Below are 21,457 nucleotides of genomic sequence, written 5' to 3' on the forward strand. Positions count from 1 at the left end.
CCCTCTGTTCACCGCGACAAAACCAATCAAGTGTAGGCCCTAGTGAACGAGCTCTACCCCGGCGACGGTCTTCTTACCGCGCCGGATCACTCCGTATTTCCCGTGAATCAGGTCAGAGGGGTTGATAACGGCCGCAGGGTCGCTCACGCGGACGTTGTTCAGGTACGCCCCGCCCTCCTTGGCGGCGCGGCGCGCCTCGCCCAGGCTCGCGACGACGCCGGCCTCCTTCATCGCCTCGGCGACGGTGACGTCGGGCTTGTGGATCGCGGCCAGGCCGGCCTCCACGAGCGCGGCGCGCAGCGTCGCCTCGGGCAGCTCGGCCAGCTCGCCGCGGCCGAACAGGGCCTGCGAGGCGGCCACGACGTTCCGCGTCTCCTCCTCGCCGTGCAGGAGCGTCGTCAGCTCCTCGGCGAGGGCCTTCTGCGCCAGGCGCGCGGCCGGCTTCTCGGCGGTGGCGGCCGCGAGCTCCTCGATCTCCTCGTGGGACTTGAAGGAGAAGTACTTCAGGTAGCGGACCACGTCGGCGTCGCCGGCGTTGAGCCAGAACTGGTAGAACGCGTACGGGCTGGTGAGCTCCGGGTCGAGCCACACCGCGCCGCCCTCGGTCTTGCCGAACTTGGTGCCGTCGGCCTTGGTCACCAGCGGGGTCACGAAGGCGTGGACGTGCTCCCCGGTGCGGCGGCGGATGTAGTCGACGCCCGCGGTGATGTTGCCCCACTGGTCCGACCCTCCGAACTGGAGGGTGCAGCCGTGGCGGCGGTTGAGCTCGAAGTAGTCGTGCGACTGGAGCAGCTGGTAGGAGAACTCGGTGAAGGAGATGCCGGCCTCCAGGCGGGCCTTGACGACCTCGCGGGCGAGCATCTTCGAGACCGGGAAGTGCTTGCCGACGTCGCGCAGGAAGTCGACGACGCTCAGCTCCGAGGTCCAGTCCAGGTTGTTCACCGGGACGGCGGCGTTGTCCCCCTCGTAGGTGACGAACGGGGCGAGCTGGTCGCGGATCTTCCCGACCCAGCCGGCCACGACCTCCGGCGGGTTGAGCGTGCGCTCGCCCGCCTCCTTGGGGTCGCCGATCATGCCGGTCGCGCCGCCGACGAGCAGCAGCGGGCGCAGTCCGGCCAGCTGGAGGCGGCGGGCGGTGAGCACCATCATGAAGTGGCCGACGTGCAGGCTCGGCGCGGTCGGATCGAAGCCCACATAGAACGTGAGCCGCCCGGCGTCGATGGACTCGCGGAGCGAGTCGAGGCCGGTGGATTCCTGGATGAGGCCGCGCCAGGCGAAGTCGTCGAGAATATGCACGCCCTCATTGTGCCTTAGCGGCCGAAACGCATTTCGGCGTGCGCGCGGGCGCGTGGCCCGGCCTACGCCGGGGCGCGGCTGCCGGTGCCGCCGAGGGCGAGCCCGGCCTCGATGAGGACGCGCAGCTCGACCGAGGCGGCGGTCTTGGCCGCCTGCTTGGTCGGGCCGGTGCCTGCGGCGCTCACGGGCTCGCCGGTGGCGCGCAGGCGGCCGGCGCCGGTGCAGGTGAACACCCGCTCGTGCGAGGGGCCTTCGACGGCGAACTCCCAGGCCAGGTCCTCCAGGATGCCGCGGGCGGCGTAGATCTGGACGGCCTCGGCCGGGTTGACCGCGGCGTCGACCAGGAGCTTGCGGGGGACGTCGGCCCGGGGCCGGGCGTCGGCGTCCGCCGAGAGGTCCGGCAGGCCCGCGAGCGTCGCCGCGAGCGCCAGCGCGGCCTGGTTGCGGGCGTCCTTCTTGTTGCGCTGCAAGCGTTTCGGCGACTCGATGCGCTCGTCGCCGAAGGTGAGGGCGACCTGGGCGGAGAAGAGGGGGCTCTCGAAGCCGGGTTCGGCCTCGACGGTCCAGTGGACGTTGGTGTCGTTGCTGACGGGGCCGCCGAGGCGGTCCTGGAGGTAGACGTTGACGACGGACTGGGCCTGCTGGGGTTCGCGGGCGAGGCGGCGGTTCATGCGCTCGCGCAGGGGCTGGAAGTCGGCGGAGCCGTAGAGGTAGACGGAGGCGAACTCGCGCAGGAGGAGTTCGCGGGCGTCGAGGCGGCGGGCGGTGTCGGCGGCGAGGCCGGGCGGGGCGTCGCCGCGTTCGATCGCGTACTGGAGGACGCGCGCGAACTGCTTGTAGGGGAGGGCGGCGAAGTCGGCTGCCTGGATCTGGCGGGCGGTCTCGGCCTGGGCGCGCTGCTTGAAGAACTCGGCCTTGGCGCGGCGCTCGGCGTCGAGGCGGTCGTTGACGTGGGCGGCGGTGGCGGCGAGCTCCTCGGGCGTGTAGGGGCTGGGGCGGCCGAGGGCGGCGGCGAGGAGGATGCGCTGGGTGACCAGGTCGGGGTAGCGGCGGATGGGGCTGGTGGCGTGGGTGTAGACGGGGAGTTGGAGGCCGTGGTGGCCGTGGACGGTGGGGCCGTAGGTGGCGGCGCGGGAGACCATCTTCATGCGCGAGCGCAGCATCTCGAAGGCGGCGCCGTCGCCCGCGGCGGCGACGGCGTCGAGTTCGCCGCGCAGTTCGGCCGGGTCGCCGGCGACGGCGGCGAGGCGGTGGTTGCGGAAGAGGATGGGGAGGTCCTCGCGGACGGCCCAGGCGGCGATCTGCGCGTTCGCGGCGATCATGAACTCCTGCACGATGACGTAGCCGGAGTTGCGCTCGGCGGAGTCGAGGCGGACGATCTGGCCTTCCTCGTTGGTGGCGAAGCCGGAGAGGAGGTCGTAGAAGGCGAGCGCTCCCGCGTTGCGGCGGGCGGCGAGCATGGTCTGGGCGAAGCGGAGGGCGAGGGCGAGGGTGTCGTGGAGGGGGTGGGCGGGGTCGCCGGCGGCGGTGGCGGCCTCGGCGTGGGTCAGGGCCCAGGAGCGGGTGAGGCGGCCGGGGCCGAGTGCGGCGTGGAGGACGCGGCCGGCGGCGTCGACGCGCAAGTGGACGGTGAAGGTGTCGCAGGCGCGGCCGGGTTCGAGGGAGGCGGCCTCGACGACGGGGGCGGGGAGCATGTGGCGGGTGTGGTCGGCGCGGTAGCGGGTGTGGACGCGGTCGCGCGCCTCGGCGTCGGTGGGGCCGCCGGCGCGCACGTGGTCGGCGGCGCGGGCGATGTGGATCCAGGCGTCGTAGCCGTCGGGGAGGGGTTCGATCCAGATCGCGTCGTCGCGGTCGACGGTGGTGGCGGCGTCGATCATGATGCCGCACTCCGCCGGGTTGTGCTCGGCCAACTGCGCTCCTTCAGGTCCGCCGCAATCGTAGCGGGAGCGACACGCAGCGCGCGCGGATGCACGGGGCCGGGCGTGCACGCGGCGGACGCCCGGCCCTGATGGTCGGAGCGGCTAGGGGCGCAGGTCCCAGGTCTCAAGGCGTCCGCACATGCCCCACTTGCCGACGGCGTCGCCGGCGGAGCCGACGTGGGCGTCGCACAGGTGGGCCGCTTCGGCGCGGGCGAGGGCGTCGAGGTGGGCGCCGGTGGCGTCGGCCTGGGCCTTGGGGCCGTCGGCCCACAGGCGCCGCCAGGTGTCGGTGCGGTCGGCGACGATCCGGGCGGCGCGGTCCCACAGCGGCCTCATGGCGTCGGCGCCGTCCTTCTCGACGCGCTCGCGCAGGGCGAGGTAGCCCTCGACGGCGAGGTCGCGGCGGGTGCGGGTGGCGTCGCCGCGCTCGGCCTCGGTGAGGCCGGGCGCGGCGGGGGCGGTCGCGGCGGCGGCGTAGGCGTCGGGGTCGGCCAGGACCTCGTCGGGGAAGGTGAAGACGGCGTCCCCGGCCTCGGGGATGCCGGCGTTCTGCATGACCACGACGAGCTGGAGGTCGCCCGAGCCGTTGACGAGGCGGTGGACGGTCCCCGGCGTGAACCACAGGACGGTGCCGCGAGCGAGGTCGCGGCGTTCGTACCCGTCGCCCGAGAGCGTCTCGACCGCGCCGGTGCCGGCGGTGACGACGTAGCCCTCGGTCGAGGCGGTGTGCAGGTGCGGGGAGCCGCCGGCCTGCCCGTCGACGGTGGGCCAGTCGTAGACCGAGACGAGGGAGACGGCGGTGCCGCCGGGGAATCCGCCCACGCCTACGCCAGTTTCGCCAGTTCGGCGGCGGCGAGGGCGGCGGTCTTGGCGGCGCCGTCGACCCCGGTGTCGCCGTTGACGATCGCGACGGCGTGGCGGAGGGTCACGGTGTCGCCGGGGGCCATCGGGAGCTCGGTGTCGAAGAAGGGCGCGGGGCAGACCGCGGCGAAGGGGGTGGAGCGGACGAACCACTTGACGGGCGCGCCGGGGTTCTCCGGGTGGTCGGTGAAGACCAGGGTGGAGGCGGCGTCGACGGAGTCGTGCGCGCCGCGGAAGGCCATCCAGTCGCCGCGCACGCCCATGAGCTCGTCGCCGCCTTCGCCGTCGGCGGTGTAGACGCGGCCTTCGGTGAAGGAGCGCGGGCCGCGCCAGAAGAAGCCGCCGTAGCCGGCGTTCTCGCGGCCTTCGGTGGTCGGGCTGCCCATGACGACGGTGTCCTCGGTGTCGTTGGTGAACGCGGTCGAGAACGAGAGTACCCAGGTGTCGTCGGACAGGACGGTGACTGCGAAGGCGCGGGTCTCGGAGAAGAAGTGGCGTCCGTCCTGGGTGATCCAGTCGAGGCGCTCGACGGTTTTGACGCCGTCCTCGTCGGCGGCGAGCTCGGTGAACTCCCGGTGGACCATGGAGCCGTCGTTCTTCTCGTCCACATAGCCCTTGCCGCGGCGGAAGGTGGCGCCTCCCCAGAAGTTCTCGGGGCCGGCGTTCGGCAGCGAGAGCGTGATGCCCTTGTGCCACACGTGGTCGTGGGGGCGGTAGAGGCTCACCTGGTGGCCGGCGAGGTCGCGCAGCGGCTCGAAGTAGGGGCGCGGGGACTCGAACTGGGCGTTGTCGGGACGGTAGACGTAGCGCAGGATCTCCAGCCCGCCTCCGGCGGCCGAAGGCGCGGTGCCTTCGGTGACCGAGAGGGCGGTGCCGTCGTCGTCGAGTTGCAGCGTCATCGATGTCTCTCCACTGTGTCTGGTCGGTGGCTCGGTCACTTGAGGTCGGGCCAGGGCGTGCCGGACCCGTTCATGCGCTGGTAGAACGGCGAGGTGGGGTCGATGTCGCCGGCCCGCACCCGCTTGCCGGTGAACGCCGAGGCGTAGATCGCGGCGAGCAGTTCGAGGGTGCGGCGGGCCTCCTCGATCGGGACGGGCGGGGCGGTCCCGCCGTCGAGGGCGTCGGCGATGAGCTTGAACTGGGCGCCGTGGCCGGAGGACTGGCCGCGGGGCTCGCCGGCCCAGGCGCGCAGGACGTCGTCGGCGGCGCTCTCGATCGGGTGGACGGTCCAGTTGTCGTCGCCGTAGCCGTAGAGGTGGTCGAGCTCGACGGTGGCGGTGTCGAAGTCGAGGCGGATCTGGGAGACCTCGCGGGGCGAGAGCAGCGAGTTGGTGATGACGACCGACGCGCCCGACTCGAGGGTGACGATCGCGTGCGAGACGTCCTCGGTGTTGGTCGTGCGGCGGTGGCGGTGCGCGGTGGCAACCACTTCGGACCAGGGGCCGACCATCGACAGGAGGGTGTCGATCTGGTGGATGCCGTGGCCCATGGTGGGGCCGCCGCCTTCGGTCTCCCAGCGGCCGCGCCACTCGACGGCGAAGTACTCCTCGGGCCGGAACCACAGGGTGTCGCACTTGGCGACGGCGAGGCGGCCGAGGACGCCGGAGGCGGTCATGTCGCGCACGCGCTGGGCCGCGGAGCCGAAGCGGTGCTGGGAGATGACGGCGAAGTCGGCGCTGGAGGCGGCCGCGGCGGCGGCGACCCGGTCGAACTCCTCCAGGCTCAGGGCCGGGGGCTTCTCGCACACGACGCCGACGCCGGCCTCGAGGGCGGCGATGGCGCCGGGGGCGTGGGCGACCGGCGGGGTGCACAGGTCGACCAGGTCGAGCTCCTCGCTCGCGAGCAGCTCCTCGATCGAGGCGTAGCCGCGCGCGACGCCGAACTTGTCCTTGAACGCGTCCAGCCGGGCGGTGTCGGGGTCGACGGCGGCGACGAGCTCGATGCGGCCCGGCACGTGCTTGCGCAGCTCGTCGGCGTGCAGGTGGGCGATGCCGCCGGTGCCGACGACGGCGAGGCGGTAGGGGGAGGACACAGGGGACTCCTTCAGCACGGAGATTCGGTAAACGTTTTCCAGCGTCGCTGGCAATACTAGCCGACGACGCCCTTGACGGTGACCTGGGTCGCCAGCGCGCGGGTGCCGGGCTCGATGCGGCGCTCGCCGGTGACCTCGACGGCCAGGGCCGCGGCGGTGTCCGCGGCGGAGCGGCCCAGGCGCAGCTCGAGGGCGCCGGCCTCCACGGTCCACTGCCCGTCGAGGCCGATGAACGCGGCGAGGTCGACCGGCACCGCGAAGCGGGCCCGCGCGGCCGCGCCGGGGGCCAGGGGGACGCGGGCGAAGCCGATCAGGCGCTGCACGGGCCGCACGGTGGAGGCGACGGGGTCGTGGAGGTACAGCTGCACGACCTCGGTGCCCTCGCGCTCGCCGGTGTTGCGCACGTCCACGGCGAGCTCGATCGTCCCTTCCGGACCGACCTCGGGGCCCGAGAGCAGTTCGGGCTCGCCCCAGGTGAACTCGGTGTACGTCAGGCCGTGGCCGAACGGGTAGCGCGCCGTGGGGTCCACCGAGGACACCTCGGAGCGGCGGGCCAGCTGCGGGCCGAGGTAGGTCGCCGGCGGCGAGTCGCGGCGGGCCGGGACGCCGACCGGCAGGCGGCCCTCGGGCGCGGCGGCGCCGGTGAGGATCGCGGAGATCGCGCCCGCGCCCTCCTCGCCGGGCAGGAACGCCTGGAGGACGGCCGCGGCCCGCTCGGGGGCGGTGCCGAGGGCGTAGGGGCGACCGGAGATGACGACGACGACCGTGGGGGTGCCGGAGTCGAGCACGGCCTCGAGCAGTTCGCCCTGGCGTCCGGGCAGGGCGTGGTCGGGGGCGTCGCAGCCCTCGCCGGAGGTGCCGCGCCCGAACAGGCTGGAGCGGTCGCCGACGGCGACGACCGCGAGGTCGGCGGCGGCGGCCGCGTTCGCGGCGGCGGCGATCTCGGCGTCGGTGGCGTCCAGGACCCAGCCGCCGGCCACGTGCTCGATCCGCGCGCCGGGCAGGTCGGCCGCGAGGCGGTCGGCGAGGGTCGCGATGGCGACGCCGGTGTCGACCTCGGGGTAGGGCTCGCCGCTGGCGGGGTCGTACCGCATGTGGTGGTTGGGGAAGGAGTAGCAGCCGAGCATCGCGGCCCGGTCGTCGGCGACGGGGCCGAGGAGCGCGACGCGGGCGGGGGCCTCGGTCAGCGGCAGGGTGCCGTCGTTGGACAGCAACACGATCGACTTGCGGGCGGCCTCGGCGGCCAGCGCGCGGGCGGCGGGCGGGTCGAGGTCGACCGTCTCGGGCGCGGGGGGCAGCTCGTCGAGGAGGCCGAGCTCGATCTTCTGGGCGAGGACGCGTTCGACGGCGCGGTCGAGGACCTTCTCCTCGACGGCGCCGTCTGCGACGGCGGCGCGCAGGGGCTCGCCGAAGCAGTCGGCGCCCGGGAGCTCGACGTCGACGCCGGCGTTCAGGGCGAGCGCGGCGGCGGCGGAGCGGTCGGCGGCGACGCCGTGGAGGGAGTTGAGGAAGTTGACGGCGAAGTAGTCGGCGACGACGGTGCCCTCGAAGCCCCACTCCTCGCGGAGGGTGCCGGTGACGAGGCGGAGGTTGGCGTGGGAGGGGACGCCGTCGTTGGCGGCGTAGGAGGGCATGACGGACTTGGCGCGGCCGAGGCGCACGGCCATCTCGAAGGGGGTCAGGTAGGTCTCGCCGAACTGCCTGGGGCCCAAGTAGACCGGGCCGAAGTTGCGGGCGGCGTGGGAGGCGGAGTAGCCGGCGAAGTGCTTGACGGTGGCGACGACGCCGGCGTCCTGGAGGCCGGTGACGTAGGCGGTGCCGAGGACGCCGGTGAGGTAGGGGTCCTCGCCGATGGTCTCCTCGGTGCGGCCCCAGCGGGAGTCGGCGACGACGTCGAGGACGGGGGCGAGGCCCTGGTGGATGCCGACCGAGCGCATGGTGGCGCCGATCTGGCCGGCGATGGCGGCGACGAGGTCGGGGTCGAAGGTGGCGCCCCAGGCGAGGGCGGTGGGGAAGACGGTGGCGCCGTAGGCCATGAAGCCGGCGAGGCATTCGTCGTGGGCGACGGCGGCGATCCCGAAGCGGCTGGAGGAGCGGATCTGGTCCTGGAGGGCGGCGAGGCGGGCGGCGCCGGCGGCGGGGTCGACGCGGGCCGAGCCGAAGGGGCGGGTGAGCTGGCCGAGTCCGTGGGCGAGGGCGTCGTCGCCGGCGGTGCCGCCGGTCTGCTCGCTCTGGTGGGGGGCCATGTCGCCGGCGTCGGCCTCGACGCCGCGCCACAGGCTCGACAGCTGCGCGCACTTCTCTTCGAGTGTCATCCGCTTGACCAGTCCGGCGGCGCGTTCGGCCGCTTCGACGGGGGTGTCGGTGTCCATGCTGCTCCACTCAAACGGCCCGCCGCGCGCCGAGGGCGGCTCGTTCTGGGCCGATAGTTTCTGAAACTTTTCTGATCGTTTTCGATGCAGGTTCGCACACCATAACATTGATGACGGCTCAGTTCTAGCGTCAATCCTGCGCTTGCATGCGTTTGCCCAGGGCCTGGATTGCAGCCCTCGTACCGAAACTTTCGGGGACGCTCCGGGAGCCGGGGAGGCGCGCTATAGGATGTGCAAGCGAACCGTTGTGATCAGACCAGGAGAAGACCCTTGAGCGAAGCCGAACACGGGCGGATCACCATCCGCGCCATCGCCGACGAGGCCGGCGTCAGCGTGCCGACCGTGTCACGCGTCATCAACGGCCGCTCCGACGTCGCCCCCGAGACCCGCCGACGCGTCGAGGAGCTGCTGAACGAGCGCGGCTACCAGCGCCGCCGCTCCACCCGCACGCCGAGCCGCGCGCGCCTGGTCGACCTGGTGTTCAACGAGCTGGACAGCCCGTGGGCGGTGGAGATCATCCGCGGCGTCGAGGACGCGGCCCACGCCGCCGGCGTCGGCACGGTCGTCTCGGCCGTCCACCGCCGCCGCGCCTCCACCGAGCAGTGGCTCGACAACCTCCGCACCCGCGCCTCCGACGGCGTCATCCTCGTCGTCTCCCAGCTCGCGTCCCCGATCCTGGAGCAGCTGCGCCACCTCGGCGTGCCGATGGTGGTCCTCGACCCCTCGGGCGGGCCCACGATGGACGCCCCCGCGATCGGCGCCACCAACTGGGCCGGGGGCCTCGCGGCCACCGAGCACCTGATCTCCCTGGGCCACCGCCGGATCGGGTTCATCCACGGCCCCAAGCAGGTCCTGTGCTCGCGGGCCCGCTTCGACGGCTACCGCGCGGCCCTGGAGGCCGCGGACATCGAGTTCGACCCGGCCCTGGTCTACGACGGGGACTTCTACCACCAGTCGGGCTTCGACGCCGCCAACGCCCTCATGCGCCTCGACCGCCCCCCGACGGCGATCTTCGCCTCCTCCGACCAGATGGCCTTCGGCGCCTACGAGGCGATCCGCCAGGCCGGCCGGCGCATCCCCGAGCACGTCAGCATCGTCGGCTTCGACGACCTCCCCGAGTCGCGCTGGACCTCCCCGCCCCTGACCACGGTCCGCCAGCCCCTCGCCGAGATGGGCGCCCTCGCCGCCCGCACCGTCCTGGAGATGGCCGCCGGCAACGAGATCGACTCCCCCCGCCTCGAACTCGCCACCGAACTCGTCGTCCGCGAGTCCACCGCCGCCCTCGCCTGAGCGGCCCCCGAATCACCGCCGGGCGGTGAACCGGTCCGGCACGGGTCCGGCGGCCGGGCGCGGCCGACGCACGCGGGAGCGCCCCCGAGGGTTCAGGCGTTCGGCGCAACGTCCGTGCCGGCGCCGCGCTTGCGGGGCTTCACGGCCGCGCGGACCTCGTCCGGCGCGGTGTCGAGGCCGAGGGGCACCAGGCCGGCGTCGGCGATGAGGGCGAGGTCGTCCTTCGCGGCCTGGCCCTCGCTGGTGAGGTAGTCGCCCAGGAAGATCGAGTTGACGATCTGGAGGGCGGTGGCCTGGAGGGTGCGCAGGTGCACCTCGCGGCCCGCGGCGAGGCGGACCTCGGCGGCCGGGTTCGCGAGGCGGACCATCGCCAGGATGCGCAGGCACCGGCGCGGGTCCAGGTCCCACGTCGCCTCCATCGGCGTGCCCTCGAAGGGCAGCAGGAAGTTCACCGGGATCGAGTCGACGTCGAGGCCGCGCAGGCCCAGGGCCACCGAGACGAGGTCGGCGTCCGACTCCCCCATGCCCGCGATGAGGCCCGAGCACGGCGAGAGGCCGGCGCCGTGGGCGGCGTTGACGGTGTCGACCCGGTCGGCGAAGGTGTGCGTCGAGCAGATCTCGGCGTACGTGTCCTCCGAGGTGTTCAGGTTGTGGTTGTACGCGTCGGCGCCCAGGTCGGCGAGGCGCTCGGCCTGGCCGTCCTTGAGCAGCCCGAGGCAGGCGCACACCTCGACGCCGGGGGCGGCGTTCTTGACCGCGGCGATCGTCTTGCCGACCCGCTCGACGTCCATATCGGTCGGACCGCGGCCGCTGGCGACCAGGCACACCCGCGAGGCCCCGCCCGCGACGCCGGCGGCGGCCTGCTCGGCGGCCTGCTCGGGGGTGAGCCAGGTGTACTTGAGGACGTCGGCCTTGGAGCCCAGGCGCTGGGAGCAGTAGTTGCAGTCCTCGGGGCACAGGCCGCTCTTGAGGTTGACGAGGTAGTTCAGCTTGACCGTGTTCCCGAAGTGGCGGTAGCGGAGCCGCGCCGCGGCGGCGACCACGTCCATCAGCTCGGCGTCCGTGCTCGCGAGGACGGCCTCGAGGTCGGCGGCCGCGGGCGCCTCGCCGGCGTCGGCGGCTGCGGAGAGTCGGGAGAGGGCGTCGTGGAGTGCAGGCATGGCAAGATCTTGCCACAGCCGCGGGTTGCGGGACTTTCCGATGGTGCGGGGGTTATCGGGCGGTATGCCCCCGCGAGGTCGCGCTCAGGCCGGAGCGTCGCGATCCGCCTACACTTGCTACAGTGGGTGGTCGGTGCTGCGAAGGACGCTGCGGGCTGGTGGAGATCCCCCCTGTGCGCGTCTCGACTTGTGAACCGCCCGAACCATCCGGAGAGAATCAACCGTGCCGATCGCACCTGGACAGCCGGCGTTGATCGCCGTGGCAGTCGCGACCCTCTGGGCCCAGCCCTCCGCCGCGGGGCCGGAGGACCGGCTCGCGCTGGGCGTGCCGTCCGCCATCCGCGAATGGGTCGCCCGGCTCACCAACGACATCCGCGCGAACGGCCTCAAAGGACGCGTGCGCACCCAGTGCCTCCTCGGCACCCGCGTCGAGGTCGAGCGGGTCGCCGACGGCTGGGCCGAGGTCGCCTGCCCGTCGCAGGAGACCTCCGGCTGGGTCCCCCTCGACCAGCTCGTGCACCCCGCCGACAGCAGCACCGGGGGCACCGAGTACCTCGTGAGCGCCACCGCGACCGCCGTCCGGGACGAGCCCGGCGGCGATGTCTCGATCCCCGGGGTGACCCTGGGGACGCGCCTGCGGGTCGTCGGCGAGGCGTACCGGGGCTGGGTCCCCGTGGCGCTGCCGGGGCCGCAGCAGCCCGGCTGGGTCCCCCAGCGCGACCTCACCGCCGAGCCCGCGTCCGAACTCGCCGCGCCCTCCACCGGGATGGTCGCCGCGGGCCTGGACGCCGTCAAGCTCGCCCAGCAGCTCCTGGAGATCCCCTACCTGCACGGCGGCATCAGCGCCTACGGCATCGACGCGCCCGGCCTGGTCTGGATCGTCTACCGCCAGTTGGGCATCGACGTGCCGCGCTTCGCCGAGGCCCTCCTCGAATCGGGCGGCGCCGTCGACTTCGACGACCTGCACCCCGGCGACCTCGTCTTCCTCGACCACGGCGGCGACCCGAAGACCCCCGCGATCATGGCCGAGCGCGGCCAGACCGACCTGCCCGAGGTGATCTTCTCCTCGCCGCTGTACGGCAAGGTCGTGTCCGAGCCGCTCAAGGACGCCGAGCTGGCGCGCATCACCGCGTGCCGCCGCCTGCCCGTCCGGGCCTAGTACCGGGCCTCGTACGCAGCGAACGGCCCGCCTCCCCCGAAGGGAAGGCGGGCCGTTCCGTCGTCTATCTGGAACCTAGTAGTAGAGCTTCTTCTGCTTCGGCTCGGCGGCGACCGGCTCGGGCGCCTCGGCCGGCACGGGCTCCTCGACGTGCTGCTCGCGCTCGGCCTCGGCGAACAGCTCCTTCCAGGTCTTGCCGTCGCGGTGCAGGAGGATGCCGTTCACGACGACGACCGTGGTCAGCACGCCGGCGATGACGCTGAGGGAGAGCGCGGTCGGGATCTCCGGGATCGCGTCGATGTGCTCGCCGCCGTTGATGAACGGGAGCTGGTTCTCGTGGAGGCCGTGGAGCACGAGCTTCACGCCGATCCAGCCGAGGATCGCCGCCAGGCCCAGCGACAGGAACCGCAGGGACTTCAGCAGCGCGGCCAGCAGGAAGTAGAGCTGCCGCAGGCCCATCAGCGCGAAGATCGTCGCGGTGAAGACCAGGTACGGCTCCTGCGTCAGGCCGAAGATCGCCGGGATCGAGTCGAGCGCGAACAGGATGTCGGTGGAGCCGATCGCGAGCATCGCCAGCAGCAGCGGGGTCACGAACTTCACGCCGTCGATGCGGGTGGTCAGCTTGCCGCCGTCGTAGCCGGGCGAGACGCGCAGCCGCGACTCCGCGAACCGCATGAAGCCGTTCTGCGGCATCTCCTCGTCATGGCCGCCCTTGTCGCGCAGCTGGCCCCACGCGGTCCAGATGAGGATCGCGCCGAAGATCAGGAACACCCAGCTGAACCGCTCGATGAGCACCGAGCCGACGGCGATGAATCCGCCGCGCAGCACGATCGAGAGCACGATGCCGACCAGGAGCACGCGGGACTGGAGCGCGTCCGGGACCCGGAAGGACTGGATGATCAGGAGGAACACGAAGAGGTTGTCGACCGACAGCGCCAGTTCGGTGAGGTAGCCGGCGTAGAACTGACCGCCGAACGCCGGGCCTTGGGTGACCAGGATGAGCGCGCCGAACGCCAGCGCCGCGCCGATGTACACACCGGCCCAGGTGGCCGATTCCTTCGTGGAGAGTCTGTGGGGGTTGCGGACCGCCATCACGAGGTCGAACACGACGACGGAGGCGAGACCGACCATGGTCAGCGCCCAGGCCCAGGCCGGGAGTTCCAATGTGTTGCCTTCCTTGACATCTGGAGGGTCACATGGTCTCTCCCGATCCGCGTGGACCAGCGTCACCGGGGTCCGATGGCGGACCCGTGCATTGACGACGACGCTAACAGCGCTGGGCGCTGCGGGATACTCCCCACATACCTGATTTTGAACAGACGGGACTATTCTGCCTGCCTGAATCCGACTTGTCATCAGTCGGCCTTGTGACTTCTCTCTCGACGCCACGGCGGGTGAGCGGAGTGTGAGGAACCCTGTGGGAGGCTCCGCGCATGGTTCTCGAAGTCGCTGAAATCAAGATCACCCCCGGCCAGGAGCGCGCGTTCAAGGAGGCGTACCTGGGCGCCCGCGAGCTGGTGCGCGTCTCCCCCGGCCTGCGCTCGATGCGCATGACGCAGGGCGTGGAGAACCCCGGCCGGTTCGTGCTCCTCATCGAGTGGGACTCGGTCGAGGCCCACGAGCAGGGCTTCCGCCAGACCGATCGGTTCCCCAAGTGGCGCGAGGCGATCGGCCCGTTCTTCGCGGAGCCGCCGTTCGTCGAGCACGTCGAGGACGTGGACTAGCACCCGAGGCGAACCGGGCCCGTGCCGTGGGGCGCGGGCCCGCGGCGTCTCAGCCGCCGGCCTGGTCGATCTCGCGCAGCTCGCGCTTGAGGTCGGCGATCTCGTCGCGGTAGGCCGCGGCCAGTTCGAAGCGCAGTTCCCTTGCGGCGGTGAGCATCTGCTCGTTGCGTTCATCGATCTGCTGGAGGATCTCGGAGCGGACCTTGCCCGCGCCCTTGGTCTCGGCGGCCCGGCCGCGCACGGGCCGCTCGGCGGCGACGAGCTTCGCGGTCTCGGCCGCGGAGTCGTAGAGGTCCTCCATGATGTCGCCGATGCGCTTGCGCAGCGGCTGCGGGTCGATGCCGTGGGCCTGGTTGTAGGCGACCTGCTTCTCGCGGCGGCGGTCGGTCTCCTCCAGCGCGGCCTTCATGGAGTCGGTGAGGTTGTCGGCGTACATGAGGACGGTGCCGGAGACGTTGCGGGCCGCGCGGCCGATCGTCTGGATGAGCGAGGTCGCCGAGCGCAGGAAGCCCTCCTTGTCGGCGTCGAGGATCGCCACGAGGGAGACCTCGGGCAGGTCGAGGCCCTCGCGCAGGAGGTTGATGCCGACCAGGACGTCGTAGTCGCCGCGGCGCAGCTCCCCCAGCAGCTCGACGCGGCGCAGGGTCTCGACCTCGGAGTGCAGGTAGCGGACGCGGATGCCGTTGTCGAGGAAGTAGTCGGTGAGGTCCTCGGCCATCTTCTTGGTGAGGGTGGTGACCAGGACGCGCTCGTCCTTCTTGGCGCGCTCGCGGATCTCGTGCATGAGGTCGTCGATCTGGCCCTTGGTGGGCCGGACCTCGACGTGCGGGTCGACCAGGCCGGTGGGGCGGATGACCTGCTCGACGAACGCGCCCTTGGTCTGCTCCAGCTCCCACTTGCCGGGCGTGGCCGACAGGTACACCGTCTGGCCGACGCGCTCGCGGAACTCGTCGAAGCGCAGGGGCCGGTTGTCCTGGGCGCTGGGGAGGCGGAAGCCGTGCTCGACGAGGTTGCGCTTGCGGGAGGCGTCGCCCTCGGACATGGCGCCGATCTGCGGGACGGTCTGGTGCGACTCGTCGATGATGGTGACGAAGTCGGACGGGAAGTAGTCCAGGAGCGTGTGCGGCGGGGAGCCGGCGGGTCGGCCGTCGATGTGGCGCGAGTAGTTCTCGATGCCGTTGCAGGTGCCGGTCTGCTTCATGTTCTCCAGGTCGAACACGGTGCGCATGCGCAGGCGCTGGGCCTCCAGGAGCTTGCCCTGGCCCTCCAGCTCGGCCAGGCGCTCCTCGAGCTCGACCTCGATGTCGGCGATGGCGCGGGCCATGCGGGCGTCGCCGGTGGCGTAGTGGGAGCCGGGGAAGATCAGGACCCGGTCGACCTCGCGGATGACGTCGCCGGTGATCGGGTGCAGGTAGTAGAGCCGGTCGATCTCGTCGCCGAACATCTCGATGCGGATGGCGAGCTCTTCGTACGCGGGGATGATCTCGATGGTGTCGCCCCGGACGCGGAAGGTGCCGCGGGTGAAGGCGACGTCGTTGCGGGAGTACTGGACGTCGACGAGGCGGCGCAGCAGCTTGTCGCGGTCCCACTCCTGGCCGACGGTGACCTCGGTGGCCTGCTCGAGGTACTCGGCGGGCGTGGCGAGGCCGTAGATGGCCGAGACGGTGGCGACCACGACGACGTCGCGGCGGGTGAGCAGCGAGTAGGTGGCGCGGTGGCGCAGGCGCTCGACCTCCTCGTTGATCGAGGCGTCCTTCTCGATGTAGGTGTCGGTCTGGGCGACGTACGCCTCGGGCTGGTAGTAGTCGTAGTACGAGACGTAGTACTCGACGGCGTTGTTCGGCAGGAGCTCGCGGAACTCCTTGGCCAGCTGCGCGGCGAGCGTCTTGTTGTGGGCCATGACCAGGGCCGGGCGCTGGAGCCTCTCGATCAGCCACGCGGAGGTCGCGGACTTGCCGGTGCCGGTGGCGCCGAGCAGCACGGTGTCGCGCTCGCCGCTGCTGACGCGCTCGGCCAGCTGGGCGATCGCGGTCGGCTGGTCGCCGGAGGGCTGGTACTCGCTGACCACCTCGAAGCGCCCGTCGGCGCGGGGAATATCGAAAGCCACGGCCCAACGGTAACCCCGGGGTCCGACACCGGCGGCCTCCGGCGGTGACTTTTCCGGTTCCGACTCGTTGGTCCCTGCGTGAGCTCCACTACCTCGATTTCATTCAGATCGGCCCTGATGTGGGTCGTCGCCATCATCGCCGCGGTCGCCGTGGCCGGCTGGTTCGCCGTCTCGTGCAGTCCGGGCGGGTCGCAGGCCGAGCGGCCGGTCAGCGAGGAGGAGGCGGCGCTGCTGGCGGGCATGCGGGTGAAGAACCTCGACGCGGCGCCGGTCGCGCTGCGGATGAGCCTGCCGGTGGACGGCGAGACGCTGACCGTCGAGGGCTACCTGGACTGGCAGGTCCCGATGGTCTACGCGCGCGTCCCCGACGGCGCGGGCGGGTACGGGCTCGTCCAGGCCGTCCCGGGCCTGATCGCCTCGCGCGCCGACGACGAGGCCGCGTTCGACGAGGTCCGCGTCCCCGCGGACGGCTGGACCACCCGGGCGATGCTCTCCGGCGCCGGCTCGTCGCTGGAGACGACCCTGGACATCCTGGTGTCCTCGCTGTTCACGCTCACGGCCGAGGAGGCCGACGACCCCGCGCAGCTCGCGGAGGACGCCGTGTGGCGCGAGGAGGGCGTCATCGACGGCGAGGCGGTCGACTCGTTCCGGGCCCCGATCATGGTCGAGACCGAGCAGCGGCCGGCCGAGGGCGCGGCCCCCGAGGCGCTGTACTCGCTCGACGGCGAGGGCAACCTGCGCCGGTTCCAGGTGAACACCGGTGCCGAGAGCCTCTCCGCGGCCGACTTCCTGCGCGAGGTCGCCTTCGACCCCGCGGGCCTGGTGCCGATCGACCTGCTCGGCGGCCCGCGCCTCGACCCGGTCGCGGTCGACGAGGACCTGGCCGAGACGATCGCGCACGTGCGCTCGGAGAACTGGACGGCGTCCTCGGAGGTCGAGCTGACGGTGCCGGTCGGCGACGACCAGGTCGCGACCGGCTCCGGCTCGGTCGACTGGCGCACGATGACGGCCTACCTGCACGTGAGCGACGCGAGCGGGCAGCGGCTGCTGCTGGCGCGCCCGGGCGGGTTCGCGACGCTCGCGGCCGAGGACGGCGAGCTGCCCGAGACGCCGCCGACCGAGGGCTGGGAGGTGCACCGGCTCGGCGACGAGGACGTGGCCGAGAGCTTCGGCGCGGTCGAGTCCCTGGTGTACCGGCTGCTGGAGATGGCCGCCGAGGAGCCCGAGGACGAGGGGCAGGTGGCCGAGACCGCGTCCCTGCTGCGCACCGACGGCACCGCCGACGAGCCGGTGTACGTGGTCGAGTTCCCGGTCAACGGCGACGCCGAGGCCGAGCCGGGCCGGTCGGCCTACCGCTACCACCTCGCCGGCGAGCGCCTGGCCGAGGTCGAGATGATGACCTACTACGGGGTCGCGAGCGCCGAGGTGTCCTACGAGGACTACGAGATGGTGGCCGTCCCGTGGGAGGTCGAGGAGCAGATCGGCTGAGCCGCGGGGCGGACGCGGGCCCGGTCGGACGACCGGGCCCCTCGCGTCTCAGGCGGCGCGCTGGAGGTCGAGCTTGCGCAGCGTCGCGAACAGGTGCGTGCGGGCCTCCTCGGGCAGCTCGCGGCTCTCCATCCACTCCAGCAGGAGCCCCTTGGCGGCGCGGACGCGGAGCAGGACGAGCTCGTACGCGGCGGTGATGCGCCGGATCCACGGCACCTGCGCCGAGCCGGCGATCTGCCAGAGCACCTCGACCGCGGCCGTCCGGTTGGCTGGCGCCCAGTGCCGGATCGCCTCGAACCGGACCTCGAAGCTCACCTCGTCGTCGGTGGCGAGGGTCCGGAACGCCTCCTCGGCGTCGCGGGGCGCGAGCGGCTTGAGCGCGATCGCCGCGCGCAGGCGGCACTCGACGTCGGCGGCGGTGCCGACCATGAGGACCGCCAGGCGCTGGTCGGCCTCGTCGGGGAGCAGCCGCGCGGCCTGGAGCCGCAGGAAGGGCTCGTTGGTCGCGTCGAGGGCGAACAGGAGCAGGGCCTCGGACGCGGCCGCGGGGTCGCAGCGGCGGTACTCCAAGGCCAAGGCGAGGCGGTGGCCCTGGTCGAGGCCGCGGCTGCGGACGGCGTTGGCGAGGTGCCAGCGCGAGTCCTCGTCGGCGCCGGGGCCGTGGGCGAGGTCGTGGACGGCGCGGTCGCGGTCCTCGCTGTTGTGCTTGACGTCGAGGATCGCGGCCCGGGCGTCGCGCTGGACGTCGCGGGGGTCCTTGATCCGGGTGTCGATGTGGCGGCATTCGGACCGGGCGCCGCGCCGCAGGAGGCGGCCGAGCACGCCGGCCGCGGGCCGGCGCTTCGCGTGGCGGGAGCGGTCGTCGGATGGACCTCGAAGTGAATCCATTGTGGTGGAATTGCTTTCTCTGCTCGATCAAGCCGATTGGCGTCCGGTCGGCGGACTGCCGGGGTTCGCGGCCGGACTGCGATGGGTGTCGTCGCACGTCTGGGGCGCGCGACTCGTCAGCGTATCAGAATCAGACATCGAGCGTCATACCTGCAATTCCGTCAACTTACTGCTACGTCCGGTGACAGAGCGGACGGCGGAGACGGCGCCGGGCCCGCGGCGCGCCGCGGGCCCGGAGGTGTCGCTATCGGACGGTCAGCACAGCGGCGCGTGCCAGCCGTGCTCGGCGGCCCACCGGTTCGCGCGGGGCCAGCCCTCGCGGTCGAACCAGGGCTCCTTGGCCTCGGCGTAGTCGGTGACCGAGTCGGCCTTGGCCGCGAGCACGCCCTTGGCCTGGGCGTAGTCGGCCCGCGCCTGGGCGTCGGCGCGCAGCCAGTCGCGGAACAGCAGCGCGAACCGCTGGCCGGGCGCGTCGATCGACCGGAAGTGGATGTGGGCGATGTTGCCCGGGTCGGCGTAGCCGTACAGGCGCTTCTCCCACTGTGCGATGTCCGGGTGCTCGGGCTTGGGCGAGTCGAACCCGACCCCGCCGTAGAAGCCGGCCTCGCCGAGCGGGTCCGCGAAGGCGTCGACGACGTGCAGGGACACGACGGTCACCTGGATGTCGATGACGTCCTTGGCCGGCAGGTTCGCCACCGCGGTGGAGCCGACGTGGTCGATGCGGACCGCGCTGGGGCCCATGACGCGGCGCAGGCGCGCGGCCAGGTGCTCGAAGCGGCGCGGCCACAGCGGGTCGGACTCGACGAACTGGAGCTTCTCGGGCCGGCGCTCGGCGTGCCCGTGCAGGAGGTTCTCGGCGAACGGCTTGATCCGCTCGTCCCACAGCAGCGCGACGCGCCGCTCCAGCTCGTGGAGGTCGTGGTCGTTGTAGAGGACCACGTCGCAGACCTCGCGGCGTTCCGCGTCCGAGGCCTGGGCGTCGATCCTGCGGAGGGCGTCGGCGCGGTCGAGGCCGCGCGCGGCGAGCCGTTCGAGCCGGAGCTCGCGCGGCGCTTCCACGGCGATGTTCAGGTGGAAGCCGGGCGCCTGGCCGGTCTCGGCCAGGAGCGGGATGTCTTGGACGACGATGGCGTCGTCGGGCAGGGAGTCGGTGAGCTCGCGGGCCCGGGCGCGGACGCGGGGGTGGACGATCGCCTCGAGTTCGGCCCTGGCGGGCGCGGAGTCGAAGACGATCGATGCGAGTTTCGCGCGGTCGAGCGCGCCCTCCGAGGTCAGGACCTCGGGACCGAAGCGTGAGACCACCGCGGCGAGGCCCTCCGTCTCGGGGGCGACGACTTCGCGGGAGAGGGCGTCGGCGTCGATGACGCTCGCCCCGAGCTGCGACAGCTTCTGCGCGACCGTGCTCTTACCGGCTCCGATGCCACCGGTCAATGCGACTTTAAGCACAACTAAAACACTACCCGCCCCAGGCGAACAGCCTGGGACGGGCAGTGGTCTGTCAGTTGAAAGGGTGACAGGTGTTAGTTGCCGGCGAGCTTCTCGCGGAGCGCCGCGAGCGCCTCGTCGGTGGCCAGCGTGCCCTGGGGCTCCGCCGGGGCCGACTTCTTCTCAGAGGTCGACTTCTTGGCACCCTTGTCGCCCTTCGGGGCGGCTTCGCCCTCGGCGGGCTTGGCCGGAGCCTCGGTGATGACGCGCTCGGCGATCTGCTTGCCGTGCTCGTCCCAGCGGGCGCGGGCCTCGGCGTACTGCCGCTCCCACTCCTCGCGGGCCTCGTCGAAGCCCTCCATCCACTCGCCGGTCTCCGAGTCGAAGCCCTCCGGGTAGATGTAGTTGCCCTGGTCGTCGTACTGCGCGGCCATGCCGTACAGCGTCGGGTCGAACTGCTCCTCGTTCTCGACGTAGGCCTCGTTGGCCTGCTTGAGGGAGAGGGAGATCCGGCGGCGGTCCAGGTCGATGTCGATGACCTTGACCATGGCGTCGGAGCCGACCTTGACGACCTGCTCGGGCACCTCGACGTGGCGCTCGGCCAGCTCGGAGATGTGCACGAGGCCCTCGATGCCGTCCTCGACGCGGACGAACGCGCCGAACGGGACGAGCTTGGTGACCTTGCCGGGCACGATCTGGCCGATCGCGTGGGTGCGGGCGAACTGGCGCCACGGGTCTTCCTGGGTCGCCTTCAGCGACAGGGAGACGCGCTCGCGGTCCAGGTCCACCTCGAGGACCTCGACCTCGACCGGCTGACCGACCTCGACGACCTCGGACGGGTGGTCGATGTGCTTCCAGGACAGCTCGGAGACGTGGACCAGGCCGTCGACCCCGCCGAGGTCGACGAAGGCGCCGAAGTTGACGATCGAGGAGACCGTGCCCTTGCGGACCTGGCCCTTCGCCAGCTGGTGCAGGAACTCGGTGCGGACCTCGGACTGGGTCTGCTCGAGCCAGGCGCGGCGCGACAGGACCACGTTGTTGCGGTTCTTGTCGAGCTCGATGATCTTGGCCTCGAGCTCGCGGCCCACGTACGGCTGGAGGTCGCGCACGCGGCGCATCTCGACCAGCGACGCGGGCAGGAAGCCCCGGAGACCGATGTCGAGGATGAGACCGCCCTTGACCACTTCGATGACCGAGCCGCGGACGACGCCGTCCTCGTCCTTGATCTTCTCGATGGTCCCCCAGGCGCGCTCGTACTGGGCGCGCTTCTTGGAGAGGATCAGACGGCCTTCCTTGTCCTCCTTCTGGAGGACGAGGGCCTCAACGTGATCGCCCACAGCGACGACGTCTTCAGGGTCGACGTCGTGCTTGATCGACAGCTCGCGCGAGGGGATGACGCCCTCGGTCTTGTAGCCGATGTCGAGCAGGACTTCATCCCGGTCGACCTTGACGACGGTACCTTCGACGATATCGCCGTCGTTGAAGTATTTGATGGTCGCGTCGATCGCCGCGAGGAGGTCCTCGTCGGAAGCGAACTCGTCGACCGCGGTGCTGTTCTCAGCGTTGCTCGAGGTGGCCTCGATGCTGCTCGTCATGTGGGCTGGTGCTCCGGATACGTGTCATTCGTGGGCTCGTGCGCGCACCCTGGCCGGATGTGCGCACTCGCGGTTCAATCCCGGGCCGCCCTTGCCGCCGGCGGCGTCCTGCTCCATTCTGAGGACGCGGACAAGCCCAGG

16 protein-coding genes are annotated in these 21,457 nt (G+C 72.0%); 4 read left to right on the top strand and 12 right to left on the bottom strand.

The window, feature by feature from the left end:
* Positions 1 to 39 precede the first annotated feature (39 nt).
* The 6 genes from tyrS to EIW28_RS01495 all read right to left on the bottom strand — a co-directional run bounded on the left by tyrS (position 40) and on the right by EIW28_RS01495 (position 8,480).
* On the bottom strand, positions 40 to 1,296 hold the full coding sequence (tyrS, locus tag EIW28_RS01470; RefSeq protein ID WP_125245947.1) for a tyrosine--tRNA ligase: 1,257 nt from the start codon (positions 1,294 to 1,296) through the stop codon (positions 40 to 42).
* A gap of 62 nt (positions 1,297 to 1,358) precedes the next feature.
* A complete protein-coding gene (locus EIW28_RS01475) occupies positions 1,359 to 3,206 on the bottom strand; it encodes an RNB domain-containing ribonuclease (RefSeq protein WP_125245948.1) in 1,848 nt (615 codons plus the stop codon).
* A gap of 111 nt (positions 3,207 to 3,317) precedes the next feature.
* Positions 3,318 to 4,037, bottom strand: a complete 720-nt coding sequence (locus EIW28_RS01480; RefSeq protein WP_125245949.1) for a cupin domain-containing protein — start codon at positions 4,035 to 4,037, stop codon at positions 3,318 to 3,320.
* Positions 4,038 to 4,039: 2 nt separating this feature from the next.
* Positions 4,040 to 4,975: a DUF6807 domain-containing protein gene (locus EIW28_RS01485; RefSeq protein ID WP_125245950.1), complete on the bottom strand. Its 936-nt coding sequence runs from the start codon at positions 4,973 to 4,975 to the stop codon at positions 4,040 to 4,042.
* A gap of 35 nt (positions 4,976 to 5,010) precedes the next feature.
* Entirely contained in the window at positions 5,011 to 6,108 is a 1,098-nt protein-coding gene (locus EIW28_RS01490) for a Gfo/Idh/MocA family protein (protein WP_197717012.1), read from the bottom strand.
* 56 nt (positions 6,109 to 6,164) lie between these two features.
* On the bottom strand, positions 6,165 to 8,480 hold the full coding sequence (locus EIW28_RS01495) for a beta-glucosidase family protein (protein ID WP_158630249.1): 2,316 nt from the start codon (positions 8,478 to 8,480) through the stop codon (positions 6,165 to 6,167).
* Positions 8,481 to 8,750: 270 nt separating this feature from the next.
* Between EIW28_RS01495 and EIW28_RS01500 the strand changes: the two genes are divergently transcribed.
* On the top strand, positions 8,751 to 9,770 hold the full coding sequence (locus tag EIW28_RS01500) for a LacI family DNA-binding transcriptional regulator (RefSeq protein ID WP_125245952.1): 1,020 nt from the start codon (positions 8,751 to 8,753) through the stop codon (positions 9,768 to 9,770).
* 92 nt (positions 9,771 to 9,862) lie between these two features.
* On the opposite strand, the gene bioB is transcribed toward EIW28_RS01500, so the two are convergent.
* Positions 9,863 to 10,930 carry a biotin synthase BioB gene (gene bioB, locus EIW28_RS01505; protein WP_125245953.1) on the bottom strand — a complete coding sequence of 356 codons (1,068 nt, stop codon included), beginning with the start codon at positions 10,928 to 10,930 and terminating at the stop codon, positions 9,863 to 9,865.
* Positions 10,931 to 11,189: 259 nt separating this feature from the next.
* On the opposite strand from bioB, the gene EIW28_RS01510 reads away from it, so the two are divergent.
* On the top strand, positions 11,190 to 12,089 hold the full coding sequence (locus tag EIW28_RS01510) for a C40 family peptidase (RefSeq protein WP_125245954.1): 900 nt from the start codon (positions 11,190 to 11,192) through the stop codon (positions 12,087 to 12,089).
* A 75-nt stretch (positions 12,090 to 12,164) separates the two neighbouring features.
* Here the strand turns inward: EIW28_RS01510 and EIW28_RS01515 are convergent, their stop codons facing one another.
* Positions 12,165 to 13,253 (bottom strand): TerC family protein, encoded by a 1,089-nt coding sequence (locus tag EIW28_RS01515; protein ID WP_158630250.1) that lies wholly within the window; start codon positions 13,251 to 13,253, stop codon positions 12,165 to 12,167.
* A gap of 269 nt (positions 13,254 to 13,522) precedes the next feature.
* Between EIW28_RS01515 and EIW28_RS01520 the strand changes: the two genes are divergently transcribed.
* The gene (locus EIW28_RS01520) at positions 13,523 to 13,813 is read left to right on the top strand and encodes a putative quinol monooxygenase (RefSeq protein ID WP_125245956.1); all 291 of its coding nucleotides are present in this window, start codon (positions 13,523 to 13,525) and stop codon (positions 13,811 to 13,813) included.
* Positions 13,814 to 13,862: 49 nt separating this feature from the next.
* Here EIW28_RS01520 and uvrB read toward each other — a convergent pair whose 3' ends face one another.
* Positions 13,863 to 15,920, bottom strand: a complete 2,058-nt coding sequence (uvrB, locus tag EIW28_RS01525) for an excinuclease ABC subunit UvrB (protein WP_125245957.1) — start codon at positions 15,918 to 15,920, stop codon at positions 13,863 to 13,865.
* Between the two features lie 117 nt (positions 15,921 to 16,037).
* On the opposite strand from uvrB, the gene EIW28_RS01530 reads away from it, so the two are divergent.
* The gene (locus EIW28_RS01530) at positions 16,038 to 17,408 is read left to right on the top strand and encodes a hypothetical protein (protein ID WP_125245958.1); all 1,371 of its coding nucleotides are present in this window, start codon (positions 16,038 to 16,040) and stop codon (positions 17,406 to 17,408) included.
* A gap of 48 nt (positions 17,409 to 17,456) precedes the next feature.
* On the opposite strand, the gene EIW28_RS01535 is transcribed toward EIW28_RS01530, so the two are convergent.
* The 3 genes from EIW28_RS01535 to rpsA form a co-directional block, all read right to left on the bottom strand.
* Positions 17,457 to 18,296 carry a hypothetical protein gene (locus EIW28_RS01535; RefSeq protein ID WP_125245959.1) on the bottom strand — a complete coding sequence of 280 codons (840 nt, stop codon included), beginning with the start codon at positions 18,294 to 18,296 and terminating at the stop codon, positions 17,457 to 17,459.
* Between the two features lie 255 nt (positions 18,297 to 18,551).
* Positions 18,552 to 19,742, bottom strand: a complete 1,191-nt coding sequence (gene coaE, locus EIW28_RS01540; RefSeq protein ID WP_125245960.1) for a dephospho-CoA kinase — start codon at positions 19,740 to 19,742, stop codon at positions 18,552 to 18,554.
* A gap of 74 nt (positions 19,743 to 19,816) precedes the next feature.
* The gene (gene rpsA, locus EIW28_RS01545; protein ID WP_125245961.1) at positions 19,817 to 21,316 is read right to left on the bottom strand and encodes a 30S ribosomal protein S1; all 1,500 of its coding nucleotides are present in this window, start codon (positions 21,314 to 21,316) and stop codon (positions 19,817 to 19,819) included.
* Positions 21,317 to 21,457 lie beyond the last annotated feature (141 nt).

It is taken from the genome of Glycomyces terrestris (genome assembly GCF_003933745.1).
Classification (GTDB): domain Bacteria; phylum Actinomycetota; class Actinomycetes; order Mycobacteriales; family Micromonosporaceae; genus Glycomyces; species Glycomyces terrestris.

Excerpts from the sequence above, each read along its gene's own strand:
- EIW28_RS01485 (WP_125245950.1), bottom strand. The coding sequence starts at position 4,975 with ATGACGCTGCAACTCGACGACGACGGCACCGCCCTCTCGGTCACCGAA.
- EIW28_RS01495 (WP_158630249.1), bottom strand. The coding sequence starts at position 8,480 with ATGGACACCGACACCCCCGTCGAAGCGGCCGAACGCGCCGCCGGACTG.
- rpsA (WP_125245961.1), bottom strand. The coding sequence starts at position 21,316 with ATGACGAGCAGCATCGAGGCCACCTCGAGCAACGCTGAGAACAGCACC.
- EIW28_RS01520 (WP_125245956.1), top strand. The coding sequence starts at position 13,523 with ATGGTTCTCGAAGTCGCTGAAATCAAGATCACCCCCGGCCAGGAGCGC.
- bioB (WP_125245953.1), bottom strand. The coding sequence starts at position 10,930 with ATGCCTGCACTCCACGACGCCCTCTCCCGACTCTCCGCAGCCGCCGAC.
- EIW28_RS01530 (WP_125245958.1), top strand. The coding sequence starts at position 16,038 with ATGTGGGTCGTCGCCATCATCGCCGCGGTCGCCGTGGCCGGCTGGTTC.
- EIW28_RS01535 (WP_125245959.1), bottom strand. The coding sequence starts at position 18,296 with ATGGATTCACTTCGAGGTCCATCCGACGACCGCTCCCGCCACGCGAAG.